At 61.4% G+C, this 22,717-nt stretch carries 19 protein-coding genes and 1 riboswitch; of the genes, 13 read left to right on the plus strand and 6 right to left on the minus strand.

Going from position 1 to position 22,717, the window contains the following annotated elements; translation table 11 throughout:
* The first annotated feature begins 2 nt into the window (after positions 1–2).
* Positions 3–1,808, plus strand: a complete 1,806-nt coding sequence (gene msbA / locus AB4N73_RS24140) for a lipid A export permease/ATP-binding protein MsbA (protein WP_016771984.1) — start codon at positions 3–5, stop codon at positions 1,806–1,808.
* A gap of 99 nt (positions 1,809–1,907) precedes the next feature.
* Positions 1,908–3,329 carry a bifunctional D-glycero-beta-D-manno-heptose-7-phosphate kinase/D-glycero-beta-D-manno-heptose 1-phosphate adenylyltransferase HldE gene (gene hldE / locus AB4N73_RS24145; RefSeq protein WP_041477636.1) on the plus strand — a complete coding sequence of 474 codons (1,422 nt, stop codon included), beginning with the start codon at positions 1,908–1,910 and terminating at the stop codon, positions 3,327–3,329.
* 84 nt (positions 3,330–3,413) lie between these two features.
* On the opposite strand, the gene AB4N73_RS24150 is transcribed toward hldE, so the two are convergent.
* From AB4N73_RS24150 to AB4N73_RS24165, 4 genes are all read right to left on the minus strand, one after another.
* Positions 3,414–4,382 carry a hypothetical protein gene (locus AB4N73_RS24150; protein ID WP_024011335.1) on the minus strand — a complete coding sequence of 323 codons (969 nt, stop codon included), beginning with the start codon at positions 4,380–4,382 and terminating at the stop codon, positions 3,414–3,416.
* A 32-nt stretch (positions 4,383–4,414) separates the two neighbouring features.
* On the minus strand, positions 4,415–5,227 hold the full coding sequence (locus AB4N73_RS24155; RefSeq protein WP_095180984.1) for an aldo/keto reductase: 813 nt from the start codon (positions 5,225–5,227) through the stop codon (positions 4,415–4,417).
* Complete coding sequence (locus AB4N73_RS24160) at positions 5,224–6,399, minus strand: NAD(P)/FAD-dependent oxidoreductase (protein ID WP_252877319.1); 1,176 nt, start codon at positions 6,397–6,399, stop codon at positions 5,224–5,226. The genes AB4N73_RS24155 and AB4N73_RS24160 overlap by 4 nt, the downstream gene beginning before the upstream one ends.
* 202 nt (positions 6,400–6,601) lie before the next feature.
* Positions 6,602–6,934, minus strand: a complete 333-nt coding sequence (locus tag AB4N73_RS24165; protein WP_150638310.1) for a DMT family transporter — start codon at positions 6,932–6,934, stop codon at positions 6,602–6,604.
* Between the two features lie 107 nt (positions 6,935–7,041).
* Here AB4N73_RS24165 and AB4N73_RS24170 point away from each other — a divergent pair, with 107 nt between their 5' ends.
* Positions 7,042–7,938: a LysR family transcriptional regulator gene (locus AB4N73_RS24170; RefSeq protein ID WP_460142637.1), complete on the plus strand. Its 897-nt coding sequence runs from the start codon at positions 7,042–7,044 to the stop codon at positions 7,936–7,938.
* Between the two features lie 11 nt (positions 7,939–7,949).
* Positions 7,950–9,224: a lipid IV(A) 3-deoxy-D-manno-octulosonic acid transferase gene (gene waaA / locus AB4N73_RS24175; RefSeq protein ID WP_460142638.1), complete on the plus strand. Its 1,275-nt coding sequence runs from the start codon at positions 7,950–7,952 to the stop codon at positions 9,222–9,224.
* 1,006 nt (positions 9,225–10,230) lie between these two features.
* Here the strand turns inward: waaA and AB4N73_RS24180 are convergent.
* The gene (locus tag AB4N73_RS24180; RefSeq protein WP_041477642.1) at positions 10,231–11,664 is read right to left on the minus strand and encodes a TolC family outer membrane protein; all 1,434 of its coding nucleotides are present in this window, start codon (positions 11,662–11,664) and stop codon (positions 10,231–10,233) included.
* 204 nt (positions 11,665–11,868) lie between these two features.
* Positions 11,869–11,974, plus strand: a riboswitch (TPP riboswitch).
* 168 nt (positions 11,975–12,142) lie between these two features.
* Between AB4N73_RS24180 and thiC the strand changes: the two genes are divergently transcribed.
* A complete protein-coding gene (gene thiC, locus AB4N73_RS24185) occupies positions 12,143–14,008 on the plus strand; it encodes a phosphomethylpyrimidine synthase ThiC (RefSeq protein ID WP_460143610.1) in 1,866 nt (621 codons plus the stop codon).
* 140 nt (positions 14,009–14,148) lie between these two features.
* Complete coding sequence (gene cytX, locus AB4N73_RS24190; RefSeq protein ID WP_457264562.1) at positions 14,149–15,441, plus strand: putative hydroxymethylpyrimidine transporter CytX; 1,293 nt, start codon at positions 14,149–14,151, stop codon at positions 15,439–15,441.
* On the opposite strand, the gene AB4N73_RS24195 is transcribed toward cytX, so the two are convergent.
* Positions 15,410–16,156 (minus strand): RsiV family protein, encoded by a 747-nt coding sequence (locus tag AB4N73_RS24195; protein WP_016771974.1) that lies wholly within the window; start codon positions 16,154–16,156, stop codon positions 15,410–15,412. The two genes, cytX and AB4N73_RS24195, sit on opposite strands and share 32 nt — an antisense overlap.
* Positions 16,157–16,383: 227 nt before the next feature.
* On the opposite strand from AB4N73_RS24195, the gene AB4N73_RS24200 reads away from it, so the two are divergent.
* The 7 genes from AB4N73_RS24200 (at position 16,384) to AB4N73_RS24230 (ending at position 22,716) form a co-directional block, all read left to right on the plus strand.
* On the plus strand, positions 16,384–17,001 hold the full coding sequence (locus tag AB4N73_RS24200; protein ID WP_024011344.1) for an NUDIX domain-containing protein: 618 nt from the start codon (positions 16,384–16,386) through the stop codon (positions 16,999–17,001).
* Positions 16,992–17,444 carry a DUF1249 domain-containing protein gene (locus AB4N73_RS24205; RefSeq protein WP_016771972.1) on the plus strand — a complete coding sequence of 151 codons (453 nt, stop codon included), beginning with the start codon at positions 16,992–16,994 and terminating at the stop codon, positions 17,442–17,444. Before AB4N73_RS24200 ends, AB4N73_RS24205 begins: the two co-directional genes overlap by 10 nt.
* 97 nt (positions 17,445–17,541) lie before the next feature.
* On the plus strand, positions 17,542–18,357 hold the full coding sequence (cpdA, locus tag AB4N73_RS24210) for a 3',5'-cyclic-AMP phosphodiesterase (RefSeq protein ID WP_460142639.1): 816 nt from the start codon (positions 17,542–17,544) through the stop codon (positions 18,355–18,357).
* Between the two features lie 291 nt (positions 18,358–18,648).
* Entirely contained in the window at positions 18,649–19,257 is a 609-nt protein-coding gene (locus tag AB4N73_RS24215; RefSeq protein WP_460142640.1) for a YqiA/YcfP family alpha/beta fold hydrolase, read from the plus strand.
* Positions 19,258–19,298: 41 nt separating this feature from the next.
* Positions 19,299–21,206, plus strand: coding sequence for a DNA topoisomerase IV subunit B (parE, locus tag AB4N73_RS24220; RefSeq protein ID WP_095180975.1), 1,908 nt, complete (start codon positions 19,299–19,301; stop codon positions 21,204–21,206).
* Positions 21,206–22,195, plus strand: coding sequence for an esterase-like activity of phytase family protein (locus AB4N73_RS24225; RefSeq protein ID WP_460059821.1), 990 nt, complete (start codon positions 21,206–21,208; stop codon positions 22,193–22,195). Before parE ends, AB4N73_RS24225 begins: the two co-directional genes overlap by 1 nt.
* Entirely contained in the window at positions 22,192–22,716 is a 525-nt protein-coding gene (locus AB4N73_RS24230; RefSeq protein ID WP_460142641.1) for a retropepsin-like aspartic protease family protein, read from the plus strand. The genes AB4N73_RS24225 and AB4N73_RS24230 overlap by 4 nt, the downstream gene beginning before the upstream one ends.
* The last annotated feature ends 1 nt before the right edge of the window (position 22,717 follow it).

Here is a 22,717-nt window from a genome sequence, read left to right on the forward strand (position 1 = left end):
CGATGACTGACGCACCGCCCAAAGCGGAACAGGAATCCAGCCTGAAAATCTACTTTCGGCTGTTGGGGTACGTAAAACCCTATATCGGTCTTTTCCTGCTGAGTATCGTGGGCTTCGTGATCTTTGCTTCCACGCAACCAATGCTGGCCGGGATTCTCAAGTATTTTGTCGATGGCCTGAGCAACCCGGAAGCGGTGCTCTTCCCCAACGTTCCCTATCTGCGAGACGTGCAATTGCTGATGGCTGTGCCGTTGCTGATCATCCTGATCGCAGCGTGGCAAGGCCTCGGCTCGTTTCTCGGCAACTATTACCTGGCGAGGGTTTCGTTGGGGCTGGTGCATGACCTGCGTATCGAACTGTTCAACAAGCTGTTGGTACTGCCCAATCGCTATTTCGATACCCATAACTCGGGTCATCTGATCTCGCGCATCACTTTCAACGTGACCATGGTCACCGGCGCCGCCACGGATGCCATCAAAGTGGTGATCCGCGAAGGCCTGACCGTGGTTTTCCTGTTCGCCTATCTGCTGTGGATGAACTGGAAACTGACTCTGGTGATGCTGGCCATTCTGCCGGTGATCGCGTTCATGGTCGGCAACACCAGCAAGAAATTCCGCAAGCAGAGCAAGAAGATCCAAGTGGCCATGGGCGACGTCACCCATGTGGCTTCCGAAACCATTCAAGGCTATCGCGTCGTGCGCAGTTTTGGTGGCGAAGCTTATGAGCAGCAGCGTTTTGCGGCGGCCAGCCAGAGCAACACCGACAAACAGTTGCGCATGACCAAGACCGGCGCGGTGTATACGCCGATGCTGCAGCTGGTGATCTACACCGCCATGGCGGTGTTGATGTTCCTGGTGTTGTTCCTGCGCGGTGATGCAACGGCCGGTGATCTGGTCGCCTACATCACGGCTGCCGGTTTGCTGCCCAAACCGATCCGGCAATTGTCTGAAGTCAGCTCGACCATTCAGAAAGGTGTGGCCGGCGCCGAAAGCATTTTCGAGCAGCTTGATGTCGAGCCGGAAATCGACACCGGTACGATCGAGCGTGATCGGGTCAGTGGCCATCTGGCGGTGAACAACCTCAGCTTCACTTACCCGGGCACTGAACGGGAAGTGCTGAAAAACATCAGCTTCACCGCGTCGCCAGGTCAGATGATCGCCCTGGTCGGGCGTTCCGGCAGCGGCAAATCGACGCTGGCCAGTCTCATTCCGCGCTTCTATCACCACGAGACCGGCGAAATCCTGCTCGATGATGTCGAAATCGAGGACTATCGTCTGCGCAATCTGCGTCGCCATGTAGCGCAAGTGACCCAGCACGTGACGCTGTTCAACGACACCATCGCCAACAACATCGCTTACGGCGATCTGGCAGGCGCGCCTCGCGAAGATATCGAGAAAGCCGCCAGGGATGCATTTGCCATGGACTTCATCGCGCAGATGCCTCAAGGCCTGGATACCCAGGTGGGCGAGAACGGTGTGCTGTTGTCTGGCGGACAGCGTCAGCGCCTGGCGATTGCCCGGGCCTTGCTGAAAAACGCCCCGCTGCTGATCCTCGACGAAGCGACTTCGGCCCTTGATACCGAGTCCGAGCGGCACATTCAGGCGGCACTCGACCATGTCATGAAAGGCCGCACCACGCTGGTGATTGCCCACCGTTTGTCGACCATCGAGAAGGCCGATCTGATCCTTGTCATGGATCAGGGCGAGATCGTCGAACGCGGCACTCATGCCCAACTGCTTGCTCATAATGGCTACTACGCGCGTCTGCATGCGATGGGGCTGGATGCTCCGGCTGAAGACATTGCCTGATCTGCAGATGAGGGTGGGCCAGCCTCACCCTCGTGTATTCCCGGCGCGCGCGATCCTGTTAATATCGCGCCCCTGTTCATTTTGTATGTGGGTTGCTCCATGAAATTGTCGATGCCGCGATTCGATCAAGCCCCTGTCTTGGTGGTCGGCGATGTCATGCTCGACCGTTACTGGCATGGCGGAACCTCACGGATTTCTCCTGAAGCGCCGGTGCCGGTGGTCAAGGTCGAGCAGATCGAGGATCGCCCGGGCGGTGCCGCCAACGTGGCGCTGAACATTGCCGCGCTGGGTGCACCGGCATCGCTGGTGGGCGTGACCGGCGATGACGAAGCCGCCGACAGCCTGAGCAACAGTCTCAAGGGCGCGGGCGTGCGCGCCTTGTTTCAGCGCATCGCGCACCAGCCGACCATCGTCAAGCTGCGGGTCATGAGCCGGCACCAGCAGTTGCTGCGTATCGATTTCGAAGAAGTGTTCGCCACCGATGCTCTGGCACTGGCCGCGCAGGTTGACGGGTTGCTTGAAGGCATCAAGGTGCTGGTGTTGTCGGATTACGGTAAAGGCGCACTGAAAAATCACCAGGCCCTGATCCAGGCCGCCCGTGCCAAAGGTATACCGGTATTGGCTGATCCGAAGGGCAAGGACTTTTCGATCTACCGCGGTGCCAGCCTGATCACACCGAATCTCAGCGAGTTCGAAACCATCGTCGGTGGTTGCGCCGATGAGCACGAACTGGTGAGCAAGGGCGCCGTCCTGATGCAGGAGCTCGACCTCGGCGCGCTGCTGGTGACCCGTGGTGAACACGGCATGACCTTGCTGCGTCCGGATCATCCGGCGTTGCATCTGCCGGCCCGCGCCCGCGAAGTGTTCGACGTGACCGGTGCCGGCGATACGGTGATTTCGACCCTGGCCGCGGCCATTGCCGCAGGCGAAGAACTGCCGCACGCCGTGGCGCTGGCCAATCTGGCAGCAGGCATCGTCGTCGGCAAGTTGGGTACCGCAGCGATCAGCGCCCCGGAACTGCGCCGCGCCATTCAGCGCGAAGAAGGTTCGGAGCGAGGCGTGCTGGGACTTGAGCAGCTGCTGCTGGCGGTTGACGATGCCCGTGCGCACAACGAGCGGATTGTTTTCACCAATGGCTGCTTCGATATCCTGCATGCCGGCCATGTCACCTATCTGGAACAGGCCCGTGCTCAGGGCGACCGCCTGATCGTGGCAGTCAACGATGACGCCTCGGTCAGCCGCCTGAAAGGCCCGGGCCGGCCGATCAACAGCGTGGATCGCCGCATGGCGGTACTCGCCGGTCTCGGCGCGGTGGACTGGGTGATCAGTTTCTCTGAAGGCACACCGGAAAACCTGCTGCGCGAGGTCAAGCCGGACGTGCTGGTCAAGGGCGGCGATTACGGAATCGATCAGGTGGTCGGCGCGGATATCGTCACCGCCTACGGCGGCACCGTGAAAGTCCTGGGGCTGGTGGAAAACAGCTCGACGACAGCGATCGTGGAAAAGATCCGCGGCCAATAAGATCAAAAGATCGCAGCCTGCGGCAGCTCCTACAGGGGAATACATTCCAATGCAGGAGTCGTCGAAGGCTGCGATTTTTTGCTTTCAGGAATTCACTTTCTTGCGCGGTACGATTTTCTTCAGCAGCTGCCTGGCCTTGCCGCGCAGGCGTGCCAGTCCAGTGGCTTTCTCCGCTGGCGTCAGGCCCTGTTGGCGCAACCAGTCTTTCCAGCGAATCCGCTCATCACGCACCAGCCAGCCATCCTGTCGCGCGAAGCTTTCGGCCAGATACAGACCGCGGGTACTCGCCGGATACAGTTGATCCTTTTTCAGGGTGTACAACTCAGGCAGCGGCTGGCCGTCGTGCAATGGCATCAAGTACAGGTCTGGCCGTTTGCGATCGAGCCGCGCCACCAGTTGATCGCCTTCCAGACGCTCGTCGACATGAAACAGGCTCAAGGACTTCGCCTCCTTGGGCACGTCCAGGCGCAAGTCATAGATCAATTGCAGAGACGCCGTCGGCAGATGCACGTACGCCCTTGGTCGCTCCAGCAATTGCAGGTTGGCGCAGCGCACCGGACGCGCCGAACCGGACAACGGCGTCAGGCGAAACGGCAGCGCCTCGCGATAATGCAGTGCAGCGGAATAGGGTGCTGGTAGCCAGGTGTCGTTGAAACGCCCGCCGAGCCAGCCTTCCGGGGTTTCCAGCAGGCACTCTTCGGCAATCTCCTGAATCGCCGTGTGCAGCGGAATGTTCAGCTCATGAGCAGGCACATAGCCGGAAATCAGTTTCAGCACCACGTCGCCGCGATCCTGCCGACGCTGGCGCACCAGCACCCAGTAATCGCGATTCTGCCAGTGCAGGGTCAGGCGCACGGACACGCCGAGGTTGGCCAGTTCCAGCGCGAAGCGCTCGCTGTCGGCGACGCTGACCGGTTTGCGCCGTTGCAGGGTCTGGGCGAAGTTCAGCGGCATGCCGACGCTCTGATAGCTCAGGCCTTCGGGCGTGGCTTCGACGAACAGCGGCAGTGTTTTGAAGTTGCTCGGGTTCTTGCGGATGAGCGTGCGCGGCATATCGGCTCCTGGCTTAAGGCCGCGGGGCGGCGTCAGTGACTACGCAGGACCTGGGCAACGGTCGCTACGTTATGGGCGAGGTGCAGCGGATTGATCGTGCCGACAATAGCACTGGCAACGCCGGGATGAGTGAACAGCAACTCGAAGCTGGCGCGCACCGGATCGACTCCCGGACTCAGACAGACATGACCGCTGGCCAGGGCTTTTTTCACCAGAATGGCTTTGCCGTGGGCAGCAGCATAGTCAATGACCGCCTTTTCGTTTTGTTCGTTCAGATTGTAGGTGACCATCGCGCAGTCGCCTTGCTCCAGCGCTTTCAAGCCGCCTTCGACGGTTTTGCCGGAAAACCCGAAGCCGCGAATCTTGCCCTCGGCCTTCAGCGCCGCGAGGGTGGCGTAGACCTCTTCGTGCTCAAGGATGGCCATGTCGTTGCCGTCCGAGTGCACGAGGACCAGATCGATAAAATCCGTTTCCAGACGTTGCAGGCTGCGCTCGACCGACATTCGCGTGTGCGCGGCGCTGAAATCGTGACGCGACAGGCCATCGGCAAACTCTTCACCGACCTTGCTGACGATCACCCAGTCCTGACGCTGACCGCGCAGCAGCGGGCCGAGGCGTTCTTCGCTGCGCCCATAGGCCGGTGCGGTGTCGATCAGGTTGATGCCCAGATCGCGCGCCTGGCGCAGCAGCATGCGCGCTTCGTCATCGCCGGGAATCTGAAAGCCGTTGGGGTATTTCACCCCTTGATCGCGGCCGAGTTTGACCGTGCCCAGGCCCAGCGGCGAAACCGTCAGGCCGGTGCTGCCCAGTGGGCGATGCAGTTCGTGCAGAGTGGCAATGCTCATGGCAGCAGTTGCTCCCATGCGGGGACGCCGAGCGGCGGTTTCGGCAGCGGCGGCAGCGGCTCGGTCGCCTGCGGCTGGATGCCGTCGCGTTGCAGCGAGCCGATAACGCGGTCGGCGAAGTCCGGCGCCAGTGCCAGTTTGGTCGGCCAGCCGACGAGCAAGCGACCTTCCTCGGCGAGGAATGCGTTGTCCGGACGGGTCAGGCCGGTTTGCAGCGGCTCCGCGCGGTCGACGCGCAGGGTGGCCCATTGCGTGGTGCTGAGGTCGATCCACGGCAGCAATTGGGCGATTTCCTTTTGCGCAGTGGCGATCTGTTCGGCTGGCTCGCGGGCCACGCCTTCGCTTTCGGCGATGTCGCCGCCCATGTACCAGACCCACTGGCCATCAGCCGCCGGATGCGTGGTCACGGTAATGCGCGGCTTGGTCCCGCCGCCCAGGCAGTGCGCGTACAGCGGTTTCAAACCGGGGCCTTTGGCGAGGATCATGTGCAGGGGGCGGCGCTGCATGGCCGGACGGCTCAGGCCCAGGGCTTCAAGCAGTTCGGCCGTGCCGGCGCCGGCGCTGAGGACGATGCGCTGAGCGCGGATCTCACGGCCATCGACTTTCAGGCCGACCAGCACGCCGGCTTCCAGCAACGGTTCGATGACCTGCCCGGCGAGCAGACCGTCGCCGGCCAGCTCGGCGAGACGCTGGATCAGGCTCGGGACATCCACTACCAATTCGGCGAGGCGATAGACCTTGCCCTTGAAACGCTTGTCTTGCAGGGCTGGCGGCAGTTCATCGCCCTTGACCTGATCGACCCGGCCACGCACGGCTTTGCTGGCGAAGAAACTGGTCAGGTTGCCGGCCAAAGTGCCTGGCGACCACAGGTAATGGGCTTCGGACAGCAGACGCACGCCGGACAGATCCAGCTCACCATTGCCGGCCAGCGCCTCGCGCCAGCGGCGCGGCATATCGGCGATGGCTTCCGAGGCCCCGGTCAGCGCGCCGTGCAGCGCGTACTTGGCACCGCCGTGGATGATGCCCTGGGACTTCACGCTCTGCCCGCCACCGAGGCTGGCGCTTTCCACCAGCACGGTCGAGAAACCCTGACCGCGCAGGCGCGCATTCAGCCAGAGGCCGGCGACACCAGCGCCGACAATCAGAACGTCGGTGGAAATAACGGATGGCATGCAACGACCTCAGTGCTCAAGACGAGGGCGCAGTATACAGACTCGGGAAAGGGGCGGATTTGTCGATGATCAACATGCCGAACATATGGGCCAATGTGGGAGCGAGCCTGCTCGCGAAGAGGGAATGCCAGTCGACATATGTGTTGACTGATGTACCGCATTCGCGAGCAGGCTCGCTCCCACAGGGGATTGTGTCTGGCAGTTAATGGCCGGCGGTTTTCGAGAACAATTGAATCACCACCACGCCCAGCACGATCAACGCCATCCCCAGCATCGCCGGGATATCCAGCTTCTGCCCATAGATAAACAGTGCCGCCACGCTGACCATCACAATGCCCATACCGGCCCAGACCGCGTAGGCCACGCCGACCGGAACGGTGCGCACTACCAGCGTCAGCATCCAGAATGCAATCCCGTAGCCGACAATCACCAGAATCAGCGGTAGAGGAGTGCTGAAGCCCTTGACCGCTTTCATCGAAACGGTGGCGATCACTTCGGCGCAGATGGCGATGGCCAGATAGACGTAGGCGTTCATGGTTTGATCCTCAAATAAATCATTGCTTGCTGGAGTGACATTCTAGGGATTGCTCAGATGGGGTAAAGTCATTACCTATCTGTTCTATAGATGGGTTGGTAGCAAGCATGCAATGGAATCTCGATCAGCTGCGAGTATTTGTCGATGTCGCTGAACAGCGGTCTTTCTCCGCCGTGGCACGTCGACAACGCAAGGCGCAGTCGGCGATCAGCAGCGCCGTTGCGATGCTTGAAGAGGATTTGGGCGTAAGCCTGTTCGAGCGCAGCAGCGGTCGGCAGCCGATCCTCACCGAGGCGGGCGCGGCGTTGCTGGAAGAGGCGCGGGAAGTGTTGCGCCAGTGCGAGCGCCTCAACGGCAGGGCCATGGCGATGCTGCGCGGTCAGGAGGCGCAGTTGCGGGTGGCTCAGGACGAGGCGATGCCGTATCAGGCGCTGGTGGAAAGTTTCGGCGAACTGGCCGAGCAGTTTCCCAGCCTGGAAGTGCAACTGACCAGCGCCGCCCAAGGCGAAGTCGCGCGCAAACTGGTCGAACGCCGGGCCGATCTTGGCTTGTTGTTCTATCACGATGAAATCCCCGAAGCCCTTGAGCGCCGCGTGCTGGGTCGAGTGGAAATGGTCACGGTCTGTGGCGTCAATCATCCGCTGGCGCAGCATTCCTATGTGACCTGCCAGCAACTGGCGCAGCACCGGCAATTGCTGATGTCGACGCAGACCAGCGTCTATCCCGGCAACGAGCCGGCCAGCCCACAGGTGTGGCGCGCCGACAGCTTTTACGTAATGTCCGAATGGCTGGTGCGCGATCTCGGCTGGGCTTGGTTGCCGCGCCACGTTGTGCAGTACTCGGCGTATCAAGGCCAGATGATTGAGCTCGACAGCGAATGGACGCCGCCAGCGCTGGTGGTGGAACTGGTCTGGCGCCGCGACGAACCGCTCGGCCCGGCCGCGCGCTGGCTGGCGGAACGTTTTGCCGTGCACTTGCGGGCGATCGGCGACAAAAGCCGATAAACTCCGCCGCCATGAATAGAACTCTCTACACCGCGCTGTTTTACCTGGGGCTGCCATTGGTGGCGATTCGACTATGGCTGCGTGCGCGCAAGGCGCCGGCGTATGCCAAACGCATTGGCGAGCGCTTTACTTATGGCATGCCGACGTTGCAGCCCGGTGGCATCTGGGTGCACGCGGTGTCGGTCGGCGAAAGCATTGCCGCCGCGCCGATGATCCGCGCGCTGCTGGAACGCTACCCGACGCTGCCGATCACCGTGACCTGCATGACCCCGACCGGTTCGGAGCGGATTCAGGCACTGTTCGCCAACGAGGCGCGCATTCAACACTGCTATCTGCCGTATGACTTGCCTTGTGCGGCGGCGCGTTTTCTTGATCGCGTACAGCCCAGGCTTGCAGTGATCATGGAGACCGAGCTGTGGCCTAACCATATTCATCAATGTGCCAAGCGCGGGATTCCGGTGGCGTTGGCCAATGGGCGGTTGTCGCAGCGTTCCGCCAAAGGCTATGGCCGCTTCAGCAAACTCACTGCGCCGATGCTCGCCGAGATGAGTTTGCTGGCCGTGCAGACCGCAGCCGAGGCCCAGCGCTTCCGCGATCTTGGCGCACGTCCGGAAACTGTCGAGGTCACCGGTTCGATCAAGTTCGACCTGACCATCGACCCGCAACTGTTGCAGCGTGCAGCCGAACTGCGCAGCCGGTGGCAGGCGCAGGATCGCCCGGTATGGATCGCTGCGAGCACCCACGAAGGCGAAGACGAAGTGGTGCTCGACGCCCATCGTCGTTTGCTGGGCAGTCATCCCGATGCGTTGCTGATTCTGGTGCCGCGTCATCCCGAGCGTTTCAATTCGGTGTTCGACTTGTGCCAGCGCGAAGGTTTCGCCACGGTACGTCGCTCGACCGGGGCCAATGTCGATGCGCAAACGAGCGTGCTGCTCGGCGACACCATGGGTGAGTTGCTGTTTCTCTATGCCCTGGCCGACAGCGCATTTGTCGGCGGCAGTCTGGTGCCGAACGGCGGGCACAACCTGCTCGAACCCGCCGCGCTGGCAAAACCGGTACTCAGCGGCCCGCACCTGTTCAACTTCCTCGACATCGCCGCGCAATTGCGCGAAGCCGGGGCATTGGCCGAAGTGGATGATGCCGAAGGCCTAGCAGTCGAGGTGCAGCGCTTGTTCGAACTGCCGCGTGATGCGCAGCGCATGGCCGAGGCCGGGCTGGCGGTGATGCGCCGCAATCAGGGCGCGTTGCAGCGCTTGCTGGATGGCTTGGCGCGGCTGATCCAATAGTCGCCTGGAATATCAGGGTGGCGAGGGGATTCATCCCCGCTGGGTTGCGAAGCGGCCCAAAAACCATTCAGCGCGGTCATTCAGTCAGATCTGACAAGCAGGATTCACGACTGCTGCGCAGCCGGACGGGGATAAATCCCCTCACCACAGGGATTCATCCCCGCTGGGTTGCGAAGCAGCCCCAAAACCATTCAACGCGGTGATTCAGTCAGATCTGGCAAGCAGGATTTACGACTGCTGCGCAGCCGATCGGGGATAAATCCCCTCACCACAGGGATTCATCCCCGCTGGGTTGCGAAGCAGCCACAAGACCATTCAACGCGGTGATTCAGTCAGATCTGGCAAGCAGGATTTACGACTGCTGCGCAGCCGGACGGGGATAAATCCCCTCACCACATGGGATTCATTCCAGATTGTTTATGGCCGGGGCCTTTGGCTGGATGGTCTGGCGCGGCTGATCCAATAGTCGCCTGGAATATTACTGTGGTGAGGGGATTTATCCCCGTTGGGTTGCGAAGCAGCCCCAAAACCATTCAGCGCGTTGATTCAGTTAGATCTGGCAAGTCGGATTTACGACTGCTGCGCAGCCGGACGGGGATAAATCCCCTCACCACAGGGATTCATCCCCGCTGGGTTGCGAAGCAGCCCCAAAACCATTCAGCGCGGTGATTCAGTCAAATCTGGCAAGCAGGATTTACGACTGCTGCGCAGCCGGACGGGGATAAATCCCCTCGCCACAGGGATTCATCCCCGCTGGGTTGCGAAGCAGCCCCAAAACCATTCAACGCGGTGATTCAGTCAGATCTGGCAAGCAGGATTTACGACTGCTGCGCAGCCGGACGGGGATAAATCCCCTCGCCACAGGGATTCATCCCCGCTGGGTTGCGAAGCGGCCCCGAAACCATTCAACGCGGTGATTCAGTCAAATCTGGCAAGCAGGATTTACGACTGCTGCGCAGCCGGACGGGATAAATCCCCTCACCACATGGGATTCATTCCAGATTGTTTATGGCCGGGCCTTGAGCTGCGCTTCAGCCGCCGACGCCAGATCCGGCGGCAGGAAGTCCTTGTCCGGGTTGTAATCGGCTTTCAGATAGCGCCGCAGATCTTCCAGATCACCCGGGTTCAGCGTCCCCGCTGCCTGCTTCAGGCGCAGGTTGTCGAGGATGTAGTCGTAGCGGGTGTTGTTGTAGTTGCGCACCGAGGTGTACAGCTGGCGTTGCGCGTCGAGCACGTCGACGATGTTGCGCGTGCCGACCTGATAACCGATTTCCGTAGCTTCCACCGCACTCTGGTTGGAGATGATCGACTGGCGGCGCGCCTGCACCTGCTCGACGTCGGTGTTCACCGCGCGGTGCAGATTGCGGGTGTTTTCAACTACTTGCCGGCGCAGCGATTCGCGCTGCTGTTCGCTCTGATCCAGTTGCGCATAGGACTGACGCACTTGCGAACTGGTCAGCCCGCCGCTGTAGATCGGGATGTTCAGTTGCAGGCCCAGCGTGCTCTGCTCGACGTTGCCGCCATAAGGTGCGCCGAACGAGTTGGGGTTGGCGAAGCCGAGGGCGTCGTTGTCGCCTTTCTCGTATTTGGCCACGGCGTCGAGGGTCGGCAAGTGGCCGGCCTTGCGCTGCCTGAGCGTCTGCTCGGCGGAGCTGACCGCGTAGTTGCTGGCGAGCAGATTGAGGTTCTGCCGCGCCGCCGTGTCGACCCAGGATTTCGCATCGTTGGGCGAAGGCGGCAGAATCGGCAGCGTGTGGACGATGCCCTGAATCGAGTTGTACTGACGGTTGGTCAGGGTGATCAGCGCCTGGAACGCATCATCGACCTGACGCTGGGCGACGATGCGGTTGGCTCGCGCGGTGTCGTAACTGGCTTGCGATTGCAGCACGTCGGTCTTGTCCGAAAGGCCGACATCGAAGCGCTCGTTGGACTGATCGAGCTGACGTTTGAACGCCGCTTCTTCAGCCTTGGTCGAGGCCAGATTGTCCTGGCTGCGCAGCACGTTGAAGTAGCTTTCGGCGCTCTGCAGGATCAGGTTCTGCTCGGTGGCCGAGAGCTGCAGCGCGGCCTGTTCGTTGACGTCTTTGGCTGCTTGATACTGGAACCAGCGATCGGCGCGGAACAGCGGCTGCGCGAGTGTCGCCTGGTAGGAATGCGCGCTGCGGTTGGCGATGGCCGAAGGCTGGTCGATCGAGGTGCGCACGTCAGCAACTTCGGCGCCACCGGACAGGTTCGGCAGCAGACCGGCGCGGGCTTGCGGCACCACTTCTTTCTGCGCGCCATACTGGGCGCGGGCCGCGGCGAGGTCGGCGTTATTGTCGACCGCTTCCTGATAGACGCTGACCAGATCGGTTTTGGTCGACAAGGGTGCTTCCGCTGCCCAGGCCATTGTGTTGGACGCACAGGACACGGCAACAGCCAATGAAAGTTTGCGCAGCATGAGGCGATCCCTAGCATGAATATTATGGAAGTAATCCGGGCGCCAAAGGTAAGGCGCAGCCCACACAGCGTCAAGGCTGGGCAGGCCAAGCGAGTGTAGTTGCGCATTGCTCCGGCAACAATCGGCCAGCCTGGGTATTTACGCCATTCATCATGGCGTTCGCTGCGGTGTTGGCGTTCCTTGATGGTTGTGTCTAGACTGGCCGGGTTCTTGTCGGGGTGCCTTGCTATGAGGCTGAGATCGAATAATTTCGGATCCCGTTGAACCTGATCAGGTTAGCGCCTGCGTAGGGAACAAGATTTCTCGTCACCCGGCGAGTCCTCTTGTGCTTCGTCCGGGATATTGTTCGACAATCGAACGCTCATGACGAATGCACAGCACCGGTCCTGGTGCGTCCGTGCCTTTCAGGTTCTGCTCCGACAATCCACTGCTGGATGCTGTCTGGAGAGCCCGTGATGACAACAAAGAAAAAAACGCGATCAACCTGAGTGACTCGGCCAAGGTCGACGAGCAATCGATCAAGCCGTTCACCCGTTCGCAAAAAATCTACGTTCAGGGCTCGCGCCCGGACATCCGCGTGCCGATGCGCGAAATCAGCCTCGATGTAACCCCGACCGATTTCGGCGGCGAGATCAATGCGCCGGTCACGGTCTACGACACTTCCGGCCCGTACACCGATCCGAACGTGGTCATCGATGTGCGCAAAGGCCTTGGCGATGTGCGTTCAGCGTGGATCGATGACCGTGGCGATACCGAGCGCCTGCCGGGCCTGAGCTCGAACTTCGGCCAGCAGCGTCTGGCCGATGCCGAACTGACCAAACTGCGCTTCGCTCACGTCAACAACCCGCGCCGCGCCAAGGCCGGGGCCAACGTCAGCCAGATGCACTACGCGCGCAAAGGCATCATCACCGCCGAGATGGAATACGTCGCCATCCGCGAAAACATGAAGCTGCAAGAGGCCCGTGCGGCCGGTTTGCTCAAGCAGCAACATGCCGGCCACAGCTTCGGCGCAAGCATTCCGCAAGAAATCACCCCTGAATTCGTCCGCGAAGAAATCGCTCGCGGCCGCGCGATCATTCCCGCCAACATCAACCACGTCGAACTGGAACCGATGATCATCGGCCGTAACTTCCTGGTGAAGATCAACGGCAACATCGGCAACAGCGCCCTGGGTTCTTCGATCGAAGAAGAAGTGGCGAAACTGACCTGGGGCATTCGCTGGGGCTCGGACACGGTGATGGACCTGTCCACCGGCAAACACATTCACGAAACCCGCGAGTGGATCATCCGCAACTCGCCGGTGCCGATCGGTACCGTGCCGATCTATCAGGCGCTGGAGAAGGTCAACGGCGTCGCTGAAGACCTGACCTGGGAGTTGTTCCGCGACACCCTGATCGAACAGGCCGAGCAGGGCGTCGACTACTTCACCATTCACGCCGGCGTGCTCCTGCGCTACGTGCCGCTGACCGCCAAGCGCGTCACCGGCATCGTCTCCCGTGGCGGTTCGATCATGGCCAAGTGGTGCCTGGCGCACCACAAAGAGAACTTCCTCTACACCCACTTCGACGAAATCTGCGAAATCATGAAGGCCTACGACGTCAGCTTCTCGCTGGGCGATGGCCTGCGTCCGGGCTCCATTGCCGACGCCAACGACGAAGCGCAATTCGGCGAACTGGAAACCCTCGGCGAGCTGACCAAAATCGCCTGGAAGCATGACGTGCAATGCATGATCGAAGGCCCGGGCCACGTGCCGATGCAATTGATCAAAGAGAACATGGACAAGCAGCTCGAATGCTGCGACGAGGCGCCGTTCTACACCCTCGGCCCGCTGACTACCGACATTGCGCCGGGCTATGACCACATCACCTCGGGTATCGGCGCGGCGATGATCGGCTGGTTCGGTTGCGCGATGCTCTGCTACGTGACGCCGAAGGAGCACTTGGGCCTGCCGAACAAGGATGACGTGAAGACCGGGATCATCACTTACAAGATCGCCGCCCACGCAGCGGACCTGGCCAAGGGACACCCGGGCGCGCAGATTCGTGATAACGCACTGAGCAAGGCGCGTTTCGAATTCCGCTGGGAAGACCAGTTCAACCTCGGCCTGGATCCGGACACCGCGCGCTCCTATCACGACGAAACCCTGCCGAAGGACTCGGCCAAGGTCGCGCACTTCTGCTCGATGTGCGGGCCGAAATTCTGCTCGATGAAGATCACCCAGGAAGTCCGTGAATACGCGGCCAACCAACGCATCGATGCGGTCGACGTGGACGTCGCCAAAGGACTCGCGGAACAGGCCGAGCGGTTCAAGAAGGAAGGCAGTCAGCTGTACAAGAAAGTTTGACCCCGTACTGATCGTTCCCGCGCTCCGCGTGGGAATGCAGCCCGTGACGCTCCGCGTCACTGGACGCGGAGCGTCCCGAGAGGCATTCCCACGCAGAGCGTGGGAACGATCACAACAAATGTCCCTTTGAGATAACACCCTTGAGCATTCAACCCGGCACTTATTCCCCCGATCTCGCCGTCCCCGCTGCAAAGCGTGTGTTCGGCGGGCGCGATCTGTTTTCCCTGTGGTTCTCCCTCGGCATCGGCCTGATGGTTTTGCAGACCGGCGCATTGCTCGCGCCGGGTCTGGGTCTGTCCGGTTCTTTGCTGGCGATCTTCCTTGGCACGCTGGTGGGCGTGCTGTTGCTGGCTGCAGTCGGCGTGATCGGCAGCGACACCGGCCTGTCATCGATGGCGGCGCTGAAGCTCAGCCTCGGCAGCAAAGGCGCGAGCCTGCCGGCGCTGCTCAATCTGCTGCAACTGATCGGCTGGGGCTCGTTCGAAATCATCGTCATGCGCGACGCCGCCAGTCTGCTCGGCAGCCGCGCCTTCAGCGAAGGTTCGCTGTGGGCCAATCCGATTCTGTGGACGCTGTTCTTCGGTGCGCTGGCGACCTTGCTCGCGGTGAGCGGGCCGTTGACGTTCGTGCGGCAGATTCTGCGCAAGTGGGGCATCTGGCTGTTGCTCGCCGCGTGCCTGTGGCTGACCTGGAACCTGTTCGCCAAAGCCGACCTCGCGGCGCTGTGGGCGCGCGCCGGTGACGGTTCGATGCCGTTTGCCGTGGGCTTCGACATTGCCATCGCCATGCCGCTGTCATGGCTGCCGCTGATTGCCGACTACTCGCGTTTCGGCAAACGCGCGAAGAATGTTTTCGGTGGCACGGCTGTGGGTTTTTTCATCGGTAACTTCTGGCTGATGAGCCTTGGTGTGGCCTACACCCTGGCGTTCGCGCCGAGCGGTGAAGTCAATGCGTTGCTGCTGGCCTTGGCTGGCGCCGGCCTGGGCATTCCGCTGTTGCTGATTCTGCTCGACGAGTCGGAAAACGCTTTTGCCGACATTCACTCGGCGGCGGTATCGAGCGGGATTCTGTTGCGTCTGAAAGTCGAGCATCTGGCCTTGGCCATCGGCGTGATCTGCACGCTGATCGCACTGCTGGCGCCGTTGGCGCAGTACCAGAATTTCCTGCTGTTGATCGGCTCGGTGTTCGCGCCGCTGTTCGGCGTGGTGCTGGTGGATCACTTCATCCTGCGCAAGCGCAGTGCTCAGGTCGCCTCAGCCGCATTGCGCTGGCCGGCGTTGCTGGCGTGGCTGGGTGGAGTCAGCACCTACCACTTGCTGGCGAATCTGTATCCGGATGTCGGCGCAACCCTGCCGGCGCTGGTGCTGGCAGGGTTGCTACAACTGGTGCTGGGCCGGGCCTTCAGTTACGGCCGGGAAACAGCTCGGGCTTGAGTATGCCGTTCAGGCGCGGGTAAGGAATCTTCAGTTCGACGTGGCCCAGCGCATATGGCGCGATAGTGGTCACGTCGTACTTGAGGATCACGCCGCCGTAGGTCAGCGCCACGTGTGGGGTTTTCACGAACGGCCAGTTCGCGACGAATTCCGCCTCCTGATCGAGCTTGGTACTGATCAGCCAACTGTTGTGCGCCACTTGCGCGGCTTTCCAGAACGCCTCTTCCTGCCCCGGCAGCAACATGTCGGACAGGTTCAGCACCTTGTGCTGCTGGCGCGAATAGTTGATGAAACCGCGACCCGGCGTGCCGTGGGCGCCGCCGGTGTCGAGGTAGCTCGACAGCTCGATGATCACCAGTCCGTCATGCTGCTCGCGTACTTTCGCTTGCAGATAGCTGCTGTTGCGCGGGCCGGCGCTGGCGAGGAACTGCTCGCGGTAGGCGGCCAGGGTTGGCGCGACCGGTGCGTTCTTCTCGGTGCGGGTCATTTGCAGCAGACGTTTTTCGATGATGCCGTCCAGTGCCGGCTCGTCCGGGAAGCGCAGGGTGTCGATGTTCACCAGCGGGCAATCGGGATTGGAACAGCCGGGTTTGAGTTGTTCCGAGGCGTCGCGGGTGGTTTCCAGCGGCGTGCGATAGTTGGGCTGGAACAGGCTGGCACAAGCGCCCAGAGTCAGGGCAATAGCGGCCACAGAGGCAATTTTGAAAAGCGACATGGGCGTCCTTTCGAAAGCAGGGGAAGGCAAAAAGATACCGCTTCGACTCTCAACGGAGCAGTCAGTTCGCCACTAAGCTGATTAGAGTGTGTTTCACCGTCACCGTCCATCCCGCTGACGGTAAAGGGGCTGCATCAAACGGTGCGGGCGCGTTAGGATGGCGCGAAGTCGAGGTTGCCGGTTTTACACAGCAACCTCGTAATGGATGTGCAGTAAAGAGGAAGATTATGACTGACTTTGCCAACGCCATTCCGACCGCCGTGGATATCGTGCGGCGCGAAAAATGCTACGAGGGCTTCTACAAGCTCGACCGTGTGCACTTGCGCCATGAGCTGTTCGCCGGGGGCATGAGCCGCGAGATCAATCGTGAAATCTTCGTGCGCCACGATGCCGTGTGCGTCCTGCCTTACGATCCGCAGCGCGATGAAGTGGTGTTGATCGAGCAGTTTCGTGTCGGCGCCATGGGCAAGGCCGACAACCCGTGGTTGGTCGAACTGGTCGCCGGTCTGATCGACAAGGATGAGCAACCGGAAGAAGTTGCTCACCGCGAGGCGCAGGAGGAAGCTGGACTGGACATCAAGGCGCTGTGGCCGATGACCAAGTATTTCCCCTCGCCGGGTGGCAGCAACGAATTCGTGCATTTGTATCTGGGGCGTTGCAGCACCGACGGTGTCGGCGGGCTGCACGGGCTGGAAGAAGAGGCCGAAGATATTCGCGTAACGGTCTGGGCATTTGAAGATGCCTTGCAGGCCGTGCGTGACGGACGGATTGCCAACGCGGCGAGCATCATCGCCTTGCAGTGGCTGGCGCTCAACCGCGCCGAAGTGAGGGGGCTATGGTCGTAAACAAGCTGCGCGATCGTTATCGGGTTGACCTCGTAGGGCTGCAAGCCGCCTGCGAGGCCAACTACGCGCGCCTGATGCGACTGCTGCCGGACATGCGCAACGAACCCGAGGCGCGGCGTATCGCTGTGACCCAGGGCGAGCAGATGCTTGGAGTGCTCGCTCTCGAGGTGTTGCAGACCTGCCCGTACACCACGACCTTGCAGGTGCGCCAGGAGCACAGTCTGCCGTGGTTGCCGGTGCCGCAACTGGAAGTGCAGGTCTACCACGACGCGCGCATGGCCGAAGTGGTCAGCGCCGAGCATGCACGACGCTTTCGCGGCATCTATCCTTATCCGAACGCCGCCATGCACCAGCCCGATGAAAAGGCCCAGCTCAATGTGTTTCTGGGCGAATGGCTGAGTCACTGTCTGGCGTTGGGGCACGAGTACGAAGTCGTTCGCTAGTTGTGAACTGCGTCCGCTTCGGCGGTTTCCCCTTTGTGTCATCCCCCAGCATAATTGCCGCACCCATCCATTGCGTGCTTAGCCCCGGGAGAGCGCCTTGCCCAGCGTATCGACATTGACCAGCGCCGACCCGGCGCTGCTGGTGCAGTTGTCCGACAGCCACTTGTTCGCCGAGGCGGACGGCACGCTGCTGGGCATGAAGACCCGCGAGAGCCTGCAACAGGTCATCGACCTGGTGTTGGCGCAACAGGCGCAGATCGACCTGGTGCTGGCGACCGGCGATATTTCCCAGGACGGCACGCTGCAGTCGTATCAGGCATTCCGCCAACTGAGCGCGCAGATCAGTGCACCCGCGCGCTGGATTCCCGGCAATCACGACGAGCCGATGGTCATGGCCGAGGCGGCGGTGCAAAGCACGCTCCTGGAGCCGGTGGTCGATATTGGCAATTGGCGGGTGACGATGCTCGATTCGGCGGTGCCGGGTTCGGTGCCGGGCTATCTGCAGGATGATCAATTGCAACTGCTCGCCCGCGCGCTGAGCGAGGCGCCGGAGCGCCATCATCTGGTGTGCCTGCATCATCACCCGGTGTCGATCGGCTGCGCATGGATGGAGCCGATCGGCCTGCGCAACCCGGAAGCGTTCTTCGAAGTGCTGGATCGCTTCCCGCAGGTTCGCGCGGTGTTATGGGGGCATGTGCATCAGCAAATCGATCGAGAACGCAATGGCGTGCGTTTGATGGCTTCGCCTTCAACGTGCATCCAGTTCGAGCCGGGGAGTGCGGATTTCAAGGTCGGTGAGCAGGCGCCGGGGTATCGCTGGCTGCGATTGTTGCCGGACGGGAAATTGGAAACGGGCGTCGAAAGAGTCAGCGACTTCGAGTTCACAGTCGATTACGGCTCCAACGGTTACTGAACTGACAATCAAAGACCCTCACCCCAGCCCTCTCCCAGAGGGAGAGGGGGCCGACCGCGGTGTCTTTGGCTGTGCATCGACCTGAAACAGCGATATCGATTATGGATTCGCAGCAAAACGCTCAGGTCGGTGTAGCTCTCGAATATCCCCCAGTCGGTTCCCTCTCCCCTCCGGGAGAGGGTTAGGGTGAGGGCAGCTTGTGCTGTCACACCAATTTATTGAACCCACCCCCAATCCCGGTCCTTCTCCCTGTAAACTCCGCTATCTTTCGCCGACAGCCAGGGAGCTCAAATGTCCGGTTCGATCCTCTATATCCACGGTTTCAACAGCGCGCCTGCCTCGAAGAAGGCCTGTCAGCTGGTCGCGGTCATGGAGCAGCTGGGTTTGAGCGGGCAATTGCGCGTGCCGGCGCTGCATCACCATCCGCGTGAAGCCATCGGTCAGCTCGAGCAGGCAATCGCCGAGCTGGGCCGGCCGTTGCTGGTGGGAAGTTCGCTCGGCGGCTACTATGCGACTCACCTGGCCGAGCGCCATGGCCTGAAAGCCCTGCTGGTCAACCCGGCGGTCAGCCCGCACCGGATGTTCGATGGTTATCTGGGCACGCAGCAGAACCTCTACACCGATGAAACCTGGGAACTGACCCAAGACCACGTCACGGCGCTGGCCGAACTGGAAGTGCCACCACCGCAGGATCCGCAGCGTTATCAGGTCTGGTTGCAAACCGGCGACGAAACGCTGGATTATCGCCTCGCCCAACAGTATTACCGCGCCTGTGCCTTGCGCATCCAGGCCGGCGGCGACCACAGTTTCCAGGGCTTTGCCGGGCAATTGCCGGCGTTGCTGAGTTTTGCCGGCATGGCTGCCGATATGTACCAGGCAATCGATTTCACCACGCTGTGAAGTCTTGCCCCTCTTTCATGAATGACTGACGACGAGACCTTATGGCCACTCCCAGCGCTAGTTCTTATAACGCCGACGCCATCGAAGTCCTCTCGGGCCTCGACCCGGTGCGCAAACGCCCCGGCATGTACACCGACACCAGTCGGCCGAACCACCTCGCCCAGGAAGTCATCGACAACAGCGTCGACGAAGCCCTGGCCGGCCACGCCAAATCGGTGCAGGTCATCCTGCACGCCGACCATTCGCTGGAAGTCAGCGACGACGGCCGTGGCATGCCGGTCGACATTCACCCGGAAGAGGGTGTGTCCGGCGTCGAACTGATCCTCACCAAGCTGCATGCGGGCGGCAAGTTCTCCAACAAGAACTACCAGTTCTCCGGCGGCTTGCACGGCGTGGGTATTTCCGTGGTCAACGCGCTGTCGACCGAAGTGCGCGTACGGGTCAAACGTGACGGCAACGAATACCAGATGACCTTCAAGGACGGCTTCAAGGCCTCCGAGCTGGAAATCGTCGGCACCGTCGGCAAGCGCAACACCGGCACCAGCGTGTACTTCGCGCCGGACCCGAAATACTTCGACTCACCGAAATTCTCCATCAGCCGCCTCAAGCATGTGCTCAAGGCCAAGGCTGTGTTGTGCCCGGGCTTGCTGGTCAGCTTCGAAGACAAAGGCACCGGCGAGAAAGTCGAGTGGCATTACGAAGATGGCCTGCGCTCCTACCTGGTCGATGCGGTCAGCGAATTCGAACGTCTGCCGAACGAGCCGTTCTGCGGCGCTTTCGCCGGTAATAAAGAAGCGGTCGACTGGGCACTGTTGTGGCTGCCGGAAGGTGGCGACGCGGTGCAGGAAAGCTACGTCAACCTGATCCCGACCGCCCAGGGCGGTACGCACGTCAACGGTCTGCGTCAGGGCCTGCTCGATGCGATGCGCGAGTTCTGCGAGTTCCGCAGCCTGCTGCCGCGCGGCGTGAAGCTGGCGCCGGAAGACGTCTGGGAGCGCATCGCTTTTGTCTTGTCGATGAAGATGCAGGAACCGCAATTCTCCGGCCAGACCAAAGAGCGTCTGTCTTCCCGTGAAGCAGCGGCGTTCGTCTCCGGTGTGGTTAAAGACGCTTTCAGCCTGTGGCTCAACGCCAACCCGGAAACCGGTCTGGCCCTGGCCGAATTGGCGATCAACAACGCCGGCCGCCGTCTCAAGGCGAGCAAGAAAGTCGAGCGCAAACGCGTCACCCAAGGTCCGGCGCTGCCGGGCAAACTGGCTGACTGCGCCGGGCAGGACCCGATGCGTTCCGAGCTGTTCCTGGTCGAGGGTGACTCCGCCGGCGGTTCGGCCAAACAGGCGCGGGACAAGGAGTTCCAGGCGATCCTGCCGTTGCGCGGCAAGATCCTCAACACGTGGGAAGTCGACGGCAGCGAAGTGCTCGCCAGCCAGGAAGTGCATAACATCGCCGTGGCCATCGGCGTCGATCCGGGCGCGGCGGACATGAGCCAGCTGCGCTACGGCAAGATCTGCATCCTCGCCGACGCCGACTCCGACGGTCTGCACATTGCGACTTTGCTGTGTGCGCTGTTCGTCCAGCATTTCCGCCCGTTGGTGGATGCCGGTCACGTCTACGTGGCGATGCCGCCGCTGTACCGCATCGACCTCGGCAAAGAGATCTACTACGCCCTCGACGAAGCCGAGCGCGACGGCATTCTCGATCGCCTGGTGGCCGAAAAGAAACGCGGCAAACCCCAGGTCACCCGATTCAAAGGCCTGGGCGAAATGAACCCGCCGCAACTGCGTGAAACCACCATGGACCCGAACACCCGGCGTCTGGTGCAGTTGACGCTGGGCGAAGACTTCGCCGAAACCTCGGAAATGATGGACATGCTGCTGGCGAAGAAACGCGCCGGCGACCGCAAGACCTGGCTGGAATCCAAAGGCAACCTCGCCGAGGTGCTGGCCTGATGCAGTTTGGCTGGGCCTTGGCGGGTGCGTTGCTGCTGAGTGCGCTGAGCGTGTCGGCCGAGCCGCTGCAAGAATTGCGGCTGCTTTCCGAACACCCGGTCGAAGGCATGCGCGGCGGTAACCTGTCAGGTCTGGCCATGTGCGGCAACGAGCTGTGGACCGTTTCCGATCGCGATGACGAGCAGATCTATCGGCTCGATACCCGCGATCCGGTCTGGCAGGCGCAAACCGTGCACATCGACGTGCCGCCTGTGCCGGAGAGCGGCTTGCCGTGGGGCTTGAGTTCGCGTACCTGGGCGGCGTCGTTCATTCGCGGGGGCGAACTGGATTTCGAAGGCATCAGTTGCGACAGCGCTGGCAATCGCTACATCGTCAGCGAAGCCCATGCGGCGGTGTTGCAGGTGCCGGTCAGTGGCCCGGCGAACTGGCTGAAAATCTCGCCGCTGCTGGTTCGCGAAGCGCGGGCGAGCGGCCTGCTGCTGAAGTTCAATTCGATCTTCGAAGGCCTGGCGATCAACCCGGCCGGTGATCAGATATGGCTGGCCGCCGAACGGCAAAAGCGCGGCCTGCTGCTGATCAAGCGCCAGCAGACGGTGTGGGATTGTGACGGTCGCTGCGTGCTGCTCAGTGAGGGCGGCAAGGAGATGCAGCCGCCACAGTTTCCCAAGGCGAAAGCGGTTCATCGCGACTTTTCCGATATTTCCTTGTTCAACGGCAAGCTGTTTACCCTTGAACGCAACGCTTTCGAGATCTGCCGTCGCGATGCACAGACGGCCAAGGTCGAACAATGCTGGTCGTACGCCGGCGAACTGTTGCGGGAAAATCGCCGCTACTCGCAGAACTACGGACTGGAAGAAGCGCTGATCATTGATGCTGAGGGTGCGTGGATCGGCGTCGACAACAATTTTGGCCCGCGTGCCGACGGCGAAGTCCGCCCGGTGGTCTGGCGCTTCGCCGCGCCGGACGGTGGCTGGAGTGCCAGGCCATGAGCCAGCAACCGCCGGGCAAGCGTGCCGGTCGGGTGCTAATGGTCCTCGCCTGGTGCGCGGCACTGTTTCTCGCGACGAAATATTTTGGGCAGTGGGAGCAGCGCCAGCAGAATCCGAACATCGTGGTCACGTCGGAGCAGGGCGAAGGTTTTATCGAAGTGAAACTGGTGAGCAATGCCCAAGGGCATTTTGTTGCCAGCGGCCAGATCAACGGTGAGCCGGTCGAGTTCATGCTCGATACCGGCGCGACCGATGTGGCGATTCCGGCGGATCTGGCCAAGCGTTTGAAGCTGCAAGAAGGTTTCGGCGTGACCCTGAGCACGGCCAATGGCCTGAGCCAGGGCTATCGAACGAAGATTGCCCGCCTGCAATTGGGCGACATCGTGCTGCGGGATGTCCGTGCACTGGTGGCGCCGGGGCTGCATGGCGACCAGGTGCTGCTCGGCATGAGCGCCCTGAACAGACTTGAATTTACCCAGCGCGGTGGCACCATGCTGCTGCGCCAGACAACGAACCGATGAG

It is taken from the genome of Pseudomonas sp. S3_B08 (genome assembly GCF_054667725.1).